Genomic DNA, 14,549 nt, shown 5'->3' with positions numbered 1-14,549 from the left:
TTCGTGGAGAGAATGCCTCGCGGGGCTGCGACATAAACCCCTGACGCGGCGACGTCTCCGGCTTTCAGCATGCCATCAATCTGGACTAAGTCAAGAAAAGGGCGGCTTTCAGGGCACCAGCTGCGCTTCACCGGTTCGCATCGACCCCGACACGATCTGCAGTCCGAAATAGGTGCCCGACGGCATCCAGCAGCTCAACGTCGGTCCCGTCGCTTCCACCCGGACCCGGGCCAACCTGGCCTTACCCTTCAGACGAGCGATACCGACGGCCGAGCCGCCGTCGACCGGTTGCGCGAATCCGATGGACCCGAGCATCGGAAACTGCGGTCCGTAGCCGCGAGAATCGGTGTGCACCGACCACTCGCCGCTGCTCACTCCGGCCTTTCCCAAGACTTCGCCGTCGAACTCGGCCAGCACCTTGGGCAGGTGCCAGTTGGTCCTACCGCCGTGTACGGACGTGGCGGAATCGACGGCGATGAACGGAACCGCCATCCGAGGAGTGCGACCGACGTCTCGGCGCAGAACTGGGCTCGCCAGAATCTCGCGGTACGGACCGACGGGTGATGTCACGTAATCGACCACCATGGCCATCGTGATCGGCAGGGTTGTAGCTCCGGACGGACCGAACTCCGACGACCGTGCTCGATGCCACCAGATCGTGGCCCGGACGTTGGCAGGCCATGGCGCTGCAGGGCTGACCGGCCAATCGGTGCGCTCGGTCTCGGACTCGGGCACGCTCCACATCAGGAATCCCTCCCCACCACGGTCAACGGAAGCCGCAGCGCACCCGGCGCGGACACCGGCACCACCGGGCGGACCGGCTGTGTGGGTGTAACTTCCCGGTACTCGCTACCCGCCGCGGGGCGCTTGTCGGTCTCACCCTTGTTGGGCCACAACGCCATTGCACGCTCGGCCTGCGCGGTGATGGTCAGCGACGGATTGACCCCGAGGTTGGCGCTGACGGCCGAGCCGTCGAGCACATGCAATCCGTCGTAGCCGTACACACGCTGGTAGCCGTCGATCACACCGGTCTTCGGCGAGTCACCGATGGCGCAGCCACCGAGGAAGTGCGCCGTCATCGGAATGTTGACGATCTCCGCGATCGACCCGCCCGGGTCGCCGCCGATCTTGTCGGCGAGCAACCTGATCGCTGTGTGTCCCTGCGGAATCCACTGCGGCGGTGGATCGCCCGCACCGGGCCTACTGGTGAGCCGGCGACCGAACGGGCCCTTCTTCGAGCCGAGTTCGAGCGAGTTGTCGTCGGTCTGCATGACCAACGCGATGACGGTTCGCTCCGACCACCGGTGCACCGACAGGCTCCGCACCGCAGCGCCGGGATGGCGCAGGGCGACGCCGAGGGTCTTGAGCACCCGGGGCATCTTGCCGCCGCCGTCGCTCAGCACCGTCTGCAACAGTCCGATCGCGTTGCTGCCCTTGCCGTATCGCACCGGCTCGATGTGAGTGTGGTCGTCGGGATGGAACGACGACGTGATCGCCACACCCTCGTGGTAGTCGACCTCACGGCCGCGGGCGGTCGCGGCGAGGACCGCCTCGGAATTGGTGCGCACCAACGAGCCGATCCTGTCCGACAATCGCGGCAACGAACCCTTCTCCTTGGCTGCGAGCATCAGCTTCTGCGTGCCGTAGGTGCCGGCCGAGAAAATGACCTGATCGGCGGTGATGGTCTTCTCCTTGCGGCGCAGCTTCCCACCGGTCCGACGCGTCACCACGTCGTAGCCTGCGCCGTTCGGCCGCACGTCGACAACCGTGGTCAACGGAAGAACATGCGCGCCTGCATGTTCGGCCAGATAGAGGTAGTTCTTGACGAGTGTGTTCTTCGCGCCGACGCGGCAGCCCGTCATGCACGATCCACATTCGGTGCAGCCGGTGCGCTCGGGCCCGGCACCACCGAAGAACGGGTCGGGTGCCGTCTTGCCGCGGTCACCGAAGTACACGCCCACCGGCGTCGAGGTGAACGTGTCCCCCACTCCCATGTCCTCGGCCACTTCTTTCATCACCTTGTCCGAGGCGGTGATCGTGGGATTGGTCTCGACGCCGAGCATCCGGCGCGCCTGGTCGTAGTACGGATTCAACTCGCGCTGCCAGTCGGTGATCGAACCCCACTGCGGGTCCTCGAAGAACTTTGCCGGTGGCTGGTACAGCGTGTTCGCATAGTTGAGCGAGCCGCCGCCCACGCCGGCTCCCGCCATCACCAGCACATCGGGCAGCAGGTGGATACGTTGCACGCCATAGCAACCCAGCGCCGGAGCCCATAGGTACTTGCGTAGCCGCCAGCTGGTCTTGGGCAGCTCGTCGTCCTCGAATCGGCGACCGGATTCGAGAACTGCCACCCGGTAGCCCTTCTCGACGGCCCGCAGCGCGGCAACGCTGCCGCCGAAACCGGAGCCGATGATCAATACGTCGTAGTCGCTCATGCGGATACCACCTCGTGGTCTGATTCGGGGTTGTCTGGTTCGAGAGTGTCGGAGACGATTCGGTAGTTCGAGACGTCGAACTCTCGCGTCTTGTTGCGGAACCGGAATGTGTAGGTGGGCCACATCGTGGAGTTGCGACCGTTGGCGTCGAGGTACCAGCTCGAGCAGCCGCCGGCATTCCACACGGTGCCGTCGAGCGCGGAGTCGACCCATGAATTGTGCTGCCGCTGAGCCGATTCGTTGACCTCGACGGCCGCAATCCTGCGATCCCTCATTTCCTTCAGCGCGGAGACCACGTAGTTGGCCTGCGACTCGAGCATGTACACGATGGAGCTGTGCCCGAGGTTGGTGTTGGGGCCGTACATCAGGAACAGGTTCGGGAACCCGGCGACGGTGGTACCGAGGTGCGCCTGCGGGCTGCCGCCCCAACGTTCTGCGAGGGTACGACCGTCGTTGCCGCGCAACAGATGCGACACCGGCGGCTCGGTGGGAGTGAACCCCGTCGCGAAGATGATCGTATCCACCTCGTGATTGCGACCCGAGGCGTCGACCACGCCGTTCTCGGTCACCGACGTCAGGCCCGACGTCACGAGATCGACGTCCGGACGGTCGAGCGTGCGGAGCCAATCGTTTGACAGCAGAAGCCTTTTGCAGCCGGGTGCGTAGTCGGGGGTCAGAGCGGCCCGCGTCGCGGGGTTCTTGACCTGCCGCTTCAGGTTCGCCTTCGCGAAGACCTTCACCGCGGGCAGCATCCACGGATTGTCGGCCAGAACCGTCACGTAAGCCTCGCGATAGCCGTAGATGATGCCGCGCACCGCACGATGGGCCGCAGGAATCTTCTCGTACAGCGTTCTTTCGAGCCGGCCGATGGTGCGATCGAGTCGCGGGATGACCCAGGCGGGGGTGCGCTGGAAGACGGTGAGCCGCTGCGCGCGGTCGACGATCTCGGGGACGAACTGCACCGCAGACGCTCCGGTGCCGATGACGGCGATGCGTTCACCGGTGAGGTCGTGCTCGTGATTCCACGTGGCGGAGTGGAACACGGTGCCGGAGAACGTGTCGATACCGGGCACGTCCGGAATCTTCGGGGTCGACAGCGCGCCGGTGGCGGCAACCAGAACCCGCGCGCTCGTTGCGCCCTTAGACGTCTGCACCGACCACCGCGAGGTGCTCGAATCCCAGGTGGCGCTCTGCAATTCGCAGTCGGTGACGATCCTGCGCTGCAGTCCCAGCCGCTCCACCACCGATTTCAGGTAGGAGAACAGTTCCGGCTGACGCGCGAAGGTATGACTCCACTCGGGGCTGGGAGCGAACGAGAACGAGTAGAGCGAGGTAGGCACATCGCAGGCGCACCCCGGATACGTGTTGTCTCGCCACGTGCCGCCCACATCGGACGCACGCTCGATGACGGTGACGTCGGCGGCCGGATCGGCGGCGAGGATCTTCGCCACGGCTGCCAGACCGGCGAACCCGGCTCCCACGACGAGGATGTCCACGCGCTGCTCGAGACTCATGACGTCATCACCTTTTCGGACCAGATCGGAAGGAGCCGCTCACGCAGTTGCGCGTCGGCCTCGGGAGTACGGAACAGCGCCGAGACGGCCAGGCCGCGGGCGAGTTCGACACTGAGCTCGATGGATTCGGGCGACATCTTGCTACCCATGACGATCTGGGCACCACCCTGAATTGCCTCGGCGACGCGTCGTTCGAGGGGGATCATCGCCTCGTGCAGCGCCGGATCGGTACGGGCCGCTACCCAGAGTTCGAGGGCGGCATAGAAGAGGGGCCCGGAAAACGCGTCGGCGAGAATCTCGGGTCCGCGCGCCGGATCGGGCTCGGCCTCGAGGATCTCCGAGAGCCTGCGGTCGACCAGGTGCTCGACGGCCGCGATCACCAACGACTCCTTGGACGGAAAGTGGTGCAGTTGCGCTCCCCGAGACACACCGGCGCGCCGCGCTATTTCCTGCGTGCTGGTCTTGGCGAAGCCCAGTTCGACGAGGCAGTCGATCGCGGCGTCGAGCAACTTCGCGCGGGTGCCCGCGGTGCGCTCGGCCTGCGTACGCCGCCCGGTCGGCTCGGCGTCGTTCAATCCTGTGTCGGTAGTCACACTTCGCACAGTAGCGCTAAAACAACAAACAGTCCAGCCTGACTTTAAGTTTTGGTTCGGACCGTCAGATGCAGGCCTGGGCCCCGTCCATCACTCCGTGCCGGAACGCCTCGACGCGCAGGAACCCGCTCCCCTGCCGTGATTCGTCACCGTCGCCGCGAAAGAGCAGCAGCGACGCGATCGCCTCGTCCAGGTCCCCGGGCGAGAGGGTGTATCCGCTGGTGGGACGGTTCTGCAGCAACACGCTGGCCGCCCAACTCCCGGCAAAGCAATCGCCCTGCAAGGACGTGTCCTGGGTGTCGGCGTCGATCCCGGCGTGTGCCATCCCCGCCAATCCGTACTGGGTTGCGATGAGCGCCGCAACGGCAAAGTCCCCACCCTGCTCGTAGAACCGCGGCATCGCATCGACGGCATCGAACCCCACATAGTCGTCGGGCACGCAGTAGAACAGCACATAACCCGAGGCAGATTGGCCGCCGCAGTCGGGAGCATCGGACGGGTCGAACGCAACGACCGGCTTCAGCGGCTCCCACGGCCGGCCCGTCAACTCCGGAAAGAGCACGCTCCAGTAGTCCTCGAGATCTTTCGGAACGCCGTCGATGATCTGCTCGAGCGGAGCGTCGCCGCCCCGATCGGCGTCGGACTGGCTGGTGAACGGCAGCTGCAGGACGGGAGGGGAGCCGTCGACGTACGGTTTGCAGTCCATCGGGCCGCCGTCGAACCCGGTCTGAAACGAACTGACGCGGTCGAAGCCGCTGCCGTGCGCGGAATCGCTCTCGGCCGAACTGCCCGGCTCATCACGTAGATACAGGAAACCGGCCAGAGCACTGTCGAGTTCGGCCTGCGACGGATCGAAGGCGGTGGCGTCGGACACCGCATGAGCCGCCCACGCTCCCGCGAAGCAGTCGGCCTGAATTTCACTGGTGACGGTCATGCCCTCGAAATTGGCTCTGGCCTGGATCGCGTGCCCCCACTCGTGAGCCATCACGATGGGAATCACGAAGTCGCCGAACCGTTGCTGCAGATCGGGGAGCAAACCTTCGCTGTCCCACGCCACTACGTCGGCGCTGGGGCAGTAGAAGGCGTTGCCCGCGATGTCGTCGGCCGACGACGCGCACGGCGGCACATCGCCGGAAGACGGGACGACGGCATAGAAGCCACCGCTGACGGGTGTGTAGTCGCTGCCGTAGACAGCGGGGAATTGCTCGGCCCAATACGACTGCAGATCATCGATCGCGGCCGCGACGATCTCGTTCACCGGATCGGACGCATCGCCCACCATTCCGGCGGTTGCGGGCGCGTCGCCTGCCACCGCCTGGGGTGTCGATTCTGTTGTGCTGGAATCGGATTGCGCCGAGCCACCGCACGCGGGCAAGGCCAACGCCACTACCCCGACCACCGCGAACGTCTTCACTACTGACCTCATAGCTGCAGACGCTAACCAGCGAGGATTGGAAATCGATTGGAAGGTGCACCCGATCTTCCAATCCATTTCCAATGTCACGGTTCTACGATCCGGTCGGTTCGATCCCTGCTGTAGCGACCTGAATGCTGTATCCGAACGAACGAAAGAGGACCGATGACACTCTCTACTATTGGCGTTCGTGGGGCCGCATGTGCTGCCGTGGTGATACTCGGGCTCACCGCCGCCGGATGCAGCAGTAGCTCCGACACGGCAACGGCCACGACCTCGGCAGCCGCAACCACGACGACAGAGGCAGCCGCGACCACGACGGTCAAGAAGCTGGCACCCGCCACCACCACCGAAGCCCCCGCCGGCCCCAACCCCACCATCGCCGACTACATCGTCGACGCGGGCCTGACCGAAATCCCCGTCACCCGTGACGATCCCACCGCGCCCACCATCAACCTCGCCATCCCGGAAGGCTGGGTGGACGCGGCCGAACAGACCCCCGAGTGGGCCTATGGTGCGATCATCTACCCGGAGGTCGCCGCCGACGAACGCACCCCGAGCATGATCGCCATCGTTTCCAAGCTCGAAGGCGACGTCGATCCTCAGGCCATCATCGACTATGCCCCAGGCGAATTGATGAACCTTCCCCAGTTCACTCCATCCGGGGAAGGTGCCGTGTCGACTCTGTCGGGCTTCCCGGCGTACCAGATCGCCGGAACCTACGTCGACGAGACGGGGGCCGAACTGGTGTCGGCGCAGAAGACCGCGATCATCACCGGGCAGGACGGCTACTACATCCTGCAGATCAACGTCGACGGCAGCGTCGATCAGTTCGACCTACTGGTCGACGCCACCACCCAGGTGGACGACCAGACTGTCATCACCCCGTAATTCGTTGCCGAGCATGGTGATCGGAGCTGGGATGCTCCGATCACCGTGAGACAGGTTTGCCAATGTCCACAGCACCGCCGAGCACTGTCTCGCCACTGAGCATCGGACCCGACGAGCCGTATTCGGAGCCCAAACGCTTTGTCCGCAAGATGAATCCACTGCGCTGGCTGGCGCTGGCGAACGGCACACCCGTGGTGCTGAAACAGATACTTCAGCTGGGGCTGCTCATCGTGTGGCCGGTGTGGTTCGTGTGGGTGATCATCCGCGCAGTCTGCTTCTTCGCCTTCTGGCTGCTGCTCTACCCCGTCCGAGCGAATCAGAAGAAGAACCACCCCGAGGACTACGCCCGAGCACAAGCGCGACGACTGCCCTGACGCGATCGGCTACTGCCGAATATCATTGCTCAGTAACTTGTTTCATCGAATACCCGCGGCCGAAAGTACGGCCGCGAAGCCCTCTTGCAGATCCCTGACGAAGTAGGTGGGATCTTCAAGCGAAGGAAAGTGTCCCCCATTCTCGGGAGCCTTCCATCGAACGATCTGCCGAAAGCGGTGCTGAGCCCACGAGCGAGGATTCTTCTCGATGTCGTGGGGGTACGTCGTGATCGCCGCAGGAACGTCGACCCGCAGGTCCGGATCGAGCGAGTTGTGGCTCTCGTAATAGATCCGAGCCGACGATGCACCGGTGCGCGTGAGCCAGTACAGGGTGACGTTGTCGAGGATGGTGTCCCTGGAGATCGCCTCGAAGGGGGTGTCGTCGGTATCCGTCCATTCGGCGAACTTGTCGAGAATCCAGGCGAGTAGCCCCACCGGGGAATCGACGAGTGAGTACCCGATCGTTTGCGGCCGGGTCGCCTGCTGCTTCGCGTACGCACAGTGGTGCCGCCGGAAATTTTCGGAGTCCTCGGTCCAACGGCGCTCGTCGGCCGTCAACCCTTCCGCGGTCAGCCCGGGCGGTGCCTGCGCGAGCGTTGTGTGAATGCCGAGGACCTGCTCCGGAAACCGGCCACCGAGGATCGTGGTGATCACGCCTCCCCAATCGCCACCGTGGGCCAGAAACCGGTCGTAACCCAGCCTGTGCATCAACTCGACCCACGCGGACGCGATCTTCTCGGTTCCCCACCCGGTCGCACTCGGCTTGTCGCTGAAGCCGAACCCCGGCAGCGAGGGAACGACGACGTGGAACGCCGGTGCCTCGGCATCTCGGGGATCCGCCAACTCGTCCACGATGTCGACAAATTCGACGCAACTGCCCGGCCAGCCATGGGTCATGATCAGCGGGGTGGCGTCTGCGCGTGCGGATCGTCGGTGCAGAAAGTGAATGCCGACGCCGTCGATCGTTGTGCGCCACTGGCCTACTCGACCGAGTCGTTCCTCGAACGATCGCCAGTCGTACTCGGTGCGCCAATAGTCGACGGTCTCGACGAGGTCGGCCAGAGGGACGCCTTGTTCCCATCGGCCCGTGCCGAACGACACCGTCTCCGCTTCCGGAAGGCGTGCAGCCTTCAATCGCGCACGTAGATCGTCGAGGTCCGCGTCGGACGCCCGGAACTCGAATGCGTGCACCTGCGTGGAGTTGAGTGTCGTCATGGGGTCTCCTCGATTGGAACCGGCTAAGCCAGTTCTACATCTCGAGGTGACCTCTGCGCAACCGGCTAAGCTGGTTCCCATGGCCGCCGAGTTCCCCGAGTTCCGCCCCGGCAGCGTGCTGTCCACCGCGTTCACCGGGACACTGACCGAGCGACGCGGCGACCCGCTGGAACGAATCCCGGTGCCGCACCGGTTCGTCGACTGGTTGGCACTGAATGGACTCCCCGTGGACAACTGCACCGCGGCCCAACTGGACCTGGCCCTGGAACTGCGAGAAGCGATACACCTCGCCGCGACGGCAGCAGCAGTCCACGAGGCTCTGCCCACGTCGGCCATTCAGATCGTCAACGACCACAGCGTTCGGGGCAACGCGTCGTTGGTCCTGACGCCCGAGGGCAACAGGCAATGGAAGTTGAACTCGGACTCAGCCGTCGAAGACGCCCTGGGAGTCATCGCTGCCGACGCCATCAGCATCATCGCCGGCGATCGGGACGGAAAGTTGGCACTGTGCGCATCGCCCACCTGCCGAGCCGCGTTCTTCGACACCAGCCAGAGCCGCAGCCGGAAATGGTGCGACATGAATACGTGCGGAAATCGTCAGAAGAAGGCGCGGTTCGTTGCCAATCAGCGTCGTAATTCCGTGTGAGTCGATCGACCGTGAAGCAGTTTGCGCCGACGAGCCGTGGGCAATTCTGCCGGTATGCCACTCGCCTCTCACGGACGCTTCGACTACTCCCCCATCGTCGATCGGCCACAGTTCGACTGGCCGGGTGACGCGCGCCTCGCGGTGTACGTCGCCGTCAACTGCGAACACTTTCCCTACGACGACGGCGAACCCGGGCTCGGATACACGCCCGCGATGGAGCAGCCCAATACCTACAACTGGGGCTGGCGCGAATACGGGAACCGCGTGGGTGGTTTTCGGATCGCAGAGACGTTGCAGCAGAGCGGAGTTCGTCCGACTCTCCTCGTGAACACCGAGGTGTACGAGCATGCCCCACGGCTGGTCGACGCTTTCCGTGGGCTCGATGCCGAGATCGTCGCGCACGGCCGAACCAATGCCGTCCAACCGAACGATCTGGACCAGGACGCCGAGCGCCGCTCGATCGACGAGGTGACGACAGCTATCGAACATCACGAAGGCTCGCCGCCTCGCGGGTGGATGAGTCCCGGCGCCAACCCCAGCCGCGTGACCGAAGACCTGCTCGCCGAACGCGGTTACGAGTACACCTTGGATTGGCCGATCGACGATCAACCCGTGTGGCTAGAGACCCGGGGCGGCCCATTGCTGAGCGTCCCGTATCCCCACGAGGTCAACGATCTCCCGGTGTTCGTTCACCACCACCAGACAGCAGAAGCGTTCGAGCACAACATCATCGACAGCTTCGACGAGCTGAAGGAGAACTCGATCCGCCAACCGGTAGTGCTGGCGATCTCCCTGCACACGTTTCTCACCGGACAGCCCTACAGACTTCGACGGTTCCGCGCGGCTCTGAAGCACATGACCGACAACAGTGACGGCGTCTGGTTCACCACTCCGGGCGACATCGCGGCGCACTACCGAGGGCTGGTACCTCCGCCCTAGGTCGGTCGTCGACCCCTGACCGACGGGTACACGACGGACAGTCCACCGCTGGAGCGGCGAGCGACTAGTCCCTGGGCGGCCACCGATTGGCGAGGTGCTCAGTTCTCTGGTCGACGCGGCGTTGGCCCGAATGACCATGCATGCCGGTCGTGCCCCGCGGAAGCCAGCCCGGCGAAGGCGATCGGGTGAGCGAGAGAACCGCGGATACAAGCGATGTCGGGCCCGTCCGTGCTCATCGACAGCGCCGTGCATACGGGGAGGCCGCACGCCGAAGCCTCACCGATGGCCGCGCGGCCGACGCAAGGCTCCGATGGGGAATGGCTGGGGCGCTTCAGCGGCGCGACCATAAGTGGTCAGGCTGCGCGTCGTTTTCGTCGGTGGTAGCTGGGGATGGGTTGTCTTCGGGGGTCGACGGATTCGGGTGGGATGGCGTACGGGTGTCCGTCCTCGCCCATGATCAGTTGCCAGTCGCCGTGGTGGACGAGTCGGTGGCATTCCCCGCACACCAACGCGAGGTTGTTCAGATCGGTTGCGCCGCCGTCTTCCCAGAACTTCACGTGGTGGGCCTGGCACCACTGCGCCGGTCGGCCGCACATCACGCAGCAGGTATCGCGGATGGTCAGGGCGATGCGTTGGTCATCGCTGGCGAGTCTGGTGGTGCGCCCGAGCGCGAGGGGAACGCCGTGGTGGTCGACGATGACGGGGGTCAGGTCGGCGTCGCAGGTGAGAAGTTCGGCAAGGAAGCGACTGATCGGGCCGGTCCAGTCGAGGTGGAACGGCCAGTCGGCGTCGCCCGGCTCAGGCGCAGACTTCTGCCCGGTAGCACGGGCACCAGCACCATCACCATCACCGCCGGCTGTTGCTCCGCCGCGAGCGTCGGTATGGCCTCGGGCAGCGCCATCGGAACGCGGGCCGGTGGGACCGGTGCTGTCGCCCTCTTCGTGGCGCACTGCATCAACGCTGGAACCGACCCTGTCGTGGCCGGCACCGGTTCTCGTCGAATCCGTTGTTGTACTTCCGGGTTGCTCTTTGCCGCCGTGGGCGAGCAGGTCCCGCAGTGGGACGATCAGGTGCACCGACGCCCGCGACCCGCCCGCCGACCCGCGGGTGCTGCCGCGCAGGTGCCGGTCGAGAATGTGATCGAGTGCATCGGCCCGCCGCTTCGACGGGCTACGTGGATCGCGTTCGCCACCGGGACCTAGCCGCGGCGCCGTCAACGCCGACAGGGCGGTGAGCAGTTTCTCGGCCAGCAATCGGTCGGCGTTGCCACCGAGCTGATAACGACCGTTCGCGAGAGGATGAAGATCGAACCGGTTCAGGTCCGGGTTCTCCGACACCGGCACCGGCGGTGGTCCCGTCGGAACGGGTTCGGGCCCAGCAGGTTCGGGATCGCCTGCGGCACCCGAGCCACCTGCATCACCCGAGCCACCTGCTCCCGAACCACCCATAGTGTCGGTGGCGCGCGACCCTGCGTCGTCCCTGCCCGCCTGTTCCCGCTCGCGTCGTTCCTTCTCCGCCTTCTCGTGACGAGCACGAACATCGTCGGCCGCTGAATGCGCCAAGGCTTGCGCACGCGAAGTGACCGAGCCTGCGGTGCTCCGTCGAGCGGTGTCGAGCAGTTCCGCGACGACGGCCGCGCGTCGATCCTCACCCAACGTCGGGTCGGCCACCAGCACGACGTCGTAACCCTCGGCGATTGCTGCGGCGTGAGCGGCGTGAATCTCACCGCAGGCGAGGGCGTCGAGCACAATGTGGTGATCGTGCAGCCAGTACCCCAGTGCGTTCTGGCGGGCCGCTGATCCGTCGGTGATCCGGACCGATCGGGCGTACCAGCGGGTGACGGACGAGTGCCCGAGTTTCATCGCCAAGCCACGTCGGTCGATTTCGGCAAGCAGCGTCAATCTGGTTGCAGCGAGTGCGTTTTCGAGGGAGGTCACGTCAGCGAGCTCGGAGACCAATTCCTGGTCCGCGAGCCCGAACACATCCCCCCATGTCTTCACACCCCGAAAGCTATACCCACCCACCGACACACTTTTTCGATGACCGCTCTACAGGGCACGCATGCTGTTGTTCCGGGCGTTGTGAGTGAGCTCGGCCAGGCCGAGCTCTTCGAGGAGCGGCGGCAGGTACATCCCGAACCGGCCGCGGTATCCGTTCCTGAGCCCGTACCAACCGCCGACCGGGTTGTCCTCTGAGCGCCCCCACGCTTCGACCGTGTCAGGAGCAGCCGGCTTCTTCTCGTCTGCGGCACCGAGCAATACCCAGTCGGCACGTTCGGTGAGCCAGCCGTGCAAATCCTCGATTGCCTCGATGCGGTATCGCAGTGTCGTCGAACCCACCTGGCATACGAGGGCAGGTGGCTCGTGGTCGGGATCGCGGTACATGGTGTACGCCGAGGTGCCGGGGGCGGTGGTGAGAGCCCACGGGTCGGATTTGGTTCCGCTGGTCATGGCCGGGGTCCGTTCCGTTGTCGCGGTCAGCCGATGGGCAGAAAGATCGACCGAGCACGGTGATTGCCTTACGCGGCTCGGTCAGTGTGGGCCGACCGGACGGTGAACGCAACAAGCTCCCGACCCCGGACAGGTTCGGGTGACTACGTCACGGAGCGACGGTGCGGTACCGCAGCATCATTTCGTGGTCCTCGTGATCGAGCATGTGGCAGTGCCACATGTACCCCTGCAATTCGGATGGACCCGAAGCCGGCATGTCATGACCGCCCATATCGTGGCCGCTCATATCGCTACCGCCGTGGTGTGCTGCCGGTCCCGCGAAGGTGGCGTCGGGGTCGAACCCGAGTTCGTCGGCCGTCGGGAATCGGACGAGGATCTGGGTGACGGTGCCCGGGTACGTGTTGACGGTGTCCTTCCACCCGGCTTCCCAGGTGGCCGGCGGCACCGATGGACCGGTGAGGAACTTCTCCACCGGCGGAGCCCATCTGGTGCCGAACGTGGGCCGGGGAAAGTCGCGTTGGTACGCTGCGAGGTCGATCGGAATACGTCCCAGCGTCCGAAAGTGCGCCAGGTGCAGGTGAATCGGGTGTGGTTCGACCGTCGTGTTGACGATGTTCCACATCTCCACGGTGCCCTGCTTCGGCATCTCGATGTCCGGGTCGGAGTACCGCAGGTTGTTCAGGTTCATCAGCGTCATGTCCAGGTTCAGCCCACTGGAGGGCTGGTTCACGGTGACGGTGCGGGTAAAGGTGGGGGTCGGCAACGGCGGCAACACATCCGGCTGCCCCTTTCCTCCGCGCAGCAACGACGGCATACCGCCCCGGAACCCCGCCGCGGACGCGACGCGGAACTGGCAGAACATCGGCATCGGGACAGCTCCGAGCGACGCCGCCTGAGCCGGTGGCGGTTCGTCGTTGAGCAACTCGACCAACGCCCCTGCTTCGACGGCACCGAAGTCGACCAGGATGTCGGCGCGTTCGGCAGGCGCAAGGCGGATGCTGGTGGTTTCCACCGGGGCGTCGAGCAATCCGCCGTCGTTCCCGATGACCCAGAAGCGTAACTTGTTGGTGAAGAACAGGTTCCACACACTGTACGACCCGGCGTTGACCAGGCGCAGCCGGTACATCCCGCGGGCGACTTCCATCGTCGGCCAGATCTTGCCGTTCACGACGCCCACGTCGCCGGTGCCGCCGCCTTCCCACTTACCCTGCGGCACGGTGATGTTGGAGCGGATGCTCATGCTGCCGTCGGGATTCATGATCTTTTCCTGCAGCACCAGCGGCAGCTCGAACTCACCCGAGGGCAGTCCGAGGGCGTTGTCGGAAGTGCCGGTGTCCCAACGGTCGCGGACGAGGTTCATGCCGAGCAGGCCCGCGTAGACGTTGATGCGCGTCATCGACATGGCGTGGTCGTGGTACCAGAGTCCTGCGGCGTCGTTGAGACCCGGGAAGTTGTGCGTCATCGACTCGCCCGGGCGCACCAGCATCTCCGAGTGACCATCGCTCGCCGGCTCGGTGATGCTGCCGTGCAGGTGCAGCGACGTCGGCGTCATCGTGCGATCCATCTCGCTCATTCCGTGCAGCGAGGTGTCGATGTCGGCGGCGAGAGGGTTACCGGCGGTGGTGTTCGAGTACTTCAGCGTCCATGGCTGGCCCTGCTGCGACTCTATGGTGGGCCCGAGGTAGTCGCACTGGCCGTAGCCGAATGTGGGACCGGGGCGCAGATCGGCATGGAAGGCGTGGGTGGAGCTGTGTGCGTCGAGCGTGACCTCGGTACCGCTGATGAGCGGCAATCGCGGCAGTTCGTCACGGAACGGCGTCAGCGGCGGCGAATGGAAGAGGAGAGGACTCTGCCCACGGAGGAAGTCGTCGGCCAGTGCTCGACGGGTCGTCGATGCCACGGGTAGTGCTGCTGCGCCGGCTGCCACTGCGGCCGCCGCCAGCCCGCGTAGGGCGGTTCGTCTGGACACGGAGCCGCTCACCCGGCCACCTTCCTCCTGGTTGTGATTGGGCCCATACTATGTGCTGGTCGGCTCCCGCCGTCACCCCACACTCGGATCGTCCGGCACGTTCCTGCCG

Annotated in this window: 13 protein-coding genes and 1 pseudogene; 4 read left to right on the top strand and 10 right to left on the bottom strand. The window is 65.1% G+C overall.

The window, feature by feature from the left end; genetic code table 11:
- Nucleotides 1–108 precede the first annotated feature (108 nt).
- The 6 genes and pseudogenes from CH294_RS12560 to CH294_RS27995 all read right to left on the bottom strand — a co-directional run.
- Nucleotides 109–744: an acetoacetate decarboxylase family protein gene (locus tag CH294_RS12560; RefSeq protein ID WP_094738126.1), complete on the bottom strand. Its 636-nt coding sequence runs from the start codon at nucleotides 742–744 to the stop codon at nucleotides 109–111.
- Nucleotides 744–2,435, bottom strand: coding sequence for a GMC family oxidoreductase (locus CH294_RS12555; RefSeq protein ID WP_094609286.1), 1,692 nt, complete (start codon nucleotides 2,433–2,435; stop codon nucleotides 744–746). Before CH294_RS12555 ends, CH294_RS12560 begins: the two co-directional genes overlap by 1 nt.
- Entirely contained in the window at nucleotides 2,432–3,949 is a 1,518-nt protein-coding gene (locus tag CH294_RS12550; protein ID WP_094738125.1) for an NAD(P)/FAD-dependent oxidoreductase, read from the bottom strand. Before CH294_RS12550 ends, CH294_RS12555 begins: the two co-directional genes overlap by 4 nt.
- The gene (locus CH294_RS12545) at nucleotides 3,946–4,551 is read right to left on the bottom strand and encodes a TetR/AcrR family transcriptional regulator (protein ID WP_094703791.1); all 606 of its coding nucleotides are present in this window, start codon (nucleotides 4,549–4,551) and stop codon (nucleotides 3,946–3,948) included. Before CH294_RS12545 ends, CH294_RS12550 begins: the two co-directional genes overlap by 4 nt.
- Nucleotides 4,552–4,606: 55 nt before the next feature.
- A complete protein-coding gene (locus tag CH294_RS28070; RefSeq protein ID WP_349290434.1) occupies nucleotides 4,607–5,824 on the bottom strand; it encodes a neutral zinc metallopeptidase in 1,218 nt (405 codons plus the stop codon).
- 45 nt (nucleotides 5,825–5,869) lie between these two features.
- Nucleotides 5,870–6,067, bottom strand: a pseudogene (locus CH294_RS27995) (hypothetical protein); the annotation flags it as partial.
- 54 nt (nucleotides 6,068–6,121) lie between these two features.
- On the opposite strand from CH294_RS27995, the gene CH294_RS12535 reads away from it, so the two are divergent.
- Nucleotides 6,122–6,847 (top strand): LpqN/LpqT family lipoprotein, encoded by a 726-nt coding sequence (locus CH294_RS12535; protein ID WP_032380005.1) that lies wholly within the window; start codon nucleotides 6,122–6,124, stop codon nucleotides 6,845–6,847.
- Between the two features lie 62 nt (nucleotides 6,848–6,909).
- Nucleotides 6,910–7,221 carry a hypothetical protein gene (locus CH294_RS12530; protein WP_094738123.1) on the top strand — a complete coding sequence of 104 codons (312 nt, stop codon included), beginning with the start codon at nucleotides 6,910–6,912 and terminating at the stop codon, nucleotides 7,219–7,221.
- Between the two features lie 42 nt (nucleotides 7,222–7,263).
- Here the strand turns inward: CH294_RS12530 and CH294_RS12525 are convergent, their stop codons facing one another.
- Nucleotides 7,264–8,436, bottom strand: a complete 1,173-nt coding sequence (locus CH294_RS12525) for an epoxide hydrolase (RefSeq protein ID WP_094738122.1) — start codon at nucleotides 8,434–8,436, stop codon at nucleotides 7,264–7,266.
- Nucleotides 8,437–8,515: 79 nt separating this feature from the next.
- Between CH294_RS12525 and CH294_RS12520 the strand changes: the two genes are divergently transcribed.
- Together CH294_RS12520 and CH294_RS12515 are read left to right on the top strand one after the other, a co-directional pair.
- On the top strand, nucleotides 8,516–9,082 hold the full coding sequence (locus tag CH294_RS12520) for a CGNR zinc finger domain-containing protein (RefSeq protein ID WP_094609282.1): 567 nt from the start codon (nucleotides 8,516–8,518) through the stop codon (nucleotides 9,080–9,082).
- 54 nt (nucleotides 9,083–9,136) lie between these two features.
- The gene (locus CH294_RS12515; RefSeq protein WP_094738392.1) at nucleotides 9,137–10,021 is read left to right on the top strand and encodes a polysaccharide deacetylase family protein; all 885 of its coding nucleotides are present in this window, start codon (nucleotides 9,137–9,139) and stop codon (nucleotides 10,019–10,021) included.
- A gap of 353 nt (nucleotides 10,022–10,374) precedes the next feature.
- Here the strand turns inward: CH294_RS12515 and CH294_RS27830 are convergent, their stop codons facing one another.
- The 3 genes from CH294_RS27830 to CH294_RS12495 form a co-directional block, all read right to left on the bottom strand.
- Nucleotides 10,375–12,021 (bottom strand): HNH endonuclease signature motif containing protein, encoded by a 1,647-nt coding sequence (locus CH294_RS27830; protein ID WP_249305254.1) that lies wholly within the window; start codon nucleotides 12,019–12,021, stop codon nucleotides 10,375–10,377.
- Nucleotides 12,022–12,069: 48 nt separating this feature from the next.
- Nucleotides 12,070–12,471 (bottom strand): DUF6855 family protein, encoded by a 402-nt coding sequence (locus tag CH294_RS12500; RefSeq protein ID WP_032380001.1) that lies wholly within the window; start codon nucleotides 12,469–12,471, stop codon nucleotides 12,070–12,072.
- A gap of 148 nt (nucleotides 12,472–12,619) precedes the next feature.
- Complete coding sequence (locus CH294_RS12495) at nucleotides 12,620–14,452, bottom strand: multicopper oxidase domain-containing protein (protein WP_094738121.1); 1,833 nt, start codon at nucleotides 14,450–14,452, stop codon at nucleotides 12,620–12,622.
- Nucleotides 14,453–14,549: the final 97 nt, after the last annotated feature.

Source organism: Rhodococcus sp. 14-2483-1-1, from assembly GCF_002259335.1.
GTDB lineage: Bacteria > Actinomycetota > Actinomycetes > Mycobacteriales > Mycobacteriaceae > Rhodococcoides.
Note: the sequence above shows the minus strand (reverse complement) of the source record. Positions and strands in the feature narration are given on the sequence as shown.

What these genes read in the sequence shown, in the direction of transcription:
- CH294_RS12560 (WP_094738126.1), bottom strand. Translation starts at nt 744, where the DNA reads ATGTGGAGCGTGCCCGAGTCCGAGACCGAGCGCACCGATTGGCCGGTC.
- CH294_RS12555 (WP_094609286.1), bottom strand. Translation starts at nt 2,435, where the DNA reads ATGAGCGACTACGACGTATTGATCATCGGCTCCGGTTTCGGCGGCAGC.
- CH294_RS12550 (WP_094738125.1), bottom strand. Translation starts at nt 3,949, where the DNA reads ATGAGTCTCGAGCAGCGCGTGGACATCCTCGTCGTGGGAGCCGGGTTC.
- CH294_RS28070 (WP_349290434.1), bottom strand. Translation starts at nt 5,824, where the DNA reads ATGGTGGGCGATGCGTCCGATCCGGTGAACGAGATCGTCGCGGCCGCG.
- CH294_RS12535 (WP_032380005.1), top strand. Translation starts at nt 6,122, where the DNA reads ATGACACTCTCTACTATTGGCGTTCGTGGGGCCGCATGTGCTGCCGTG.
- CH294_RS12530 (WP_094738123.1), top strand. Translation starts at nt 6,910, where the DNA reads ATGTCCACAGCACCGCCGAGCACTGTCTCGCCACTGAGCATCGGACCC.
- CH294_RS12525 (WP_094738122.1), bottom strand. Translation starts at nt 8,436, where the DNA reads ATGACGACACTCAACTCCACGCAGGTGCACGCATTCGAGTTCCGGGCG.
- CH294_RS12520 (WP_094609282.1), top strand. Translation starts at nt 8,516, where the DNA reads ATGGCCGCCGAGTTCCCCGAGTTCCGCCCCGGCAGCGTGCTGTCCACC.
- CH294_RS12515 (WP_094738392.1), top strand. Translation starts at nt 9,137, where the DNA reads ATGCCACTCGCCTCTCACGGACGCTTCGACTACTCCCCCATCGTCGAT.
- CH294_RS12500 (WP_032380001.1), bottom strand. Translation starts at nt 12,471, where the DNA reads ATGACCAGCGGAACCAAATCCGACCCGTGGGCTCTCACCACCGCCCCC.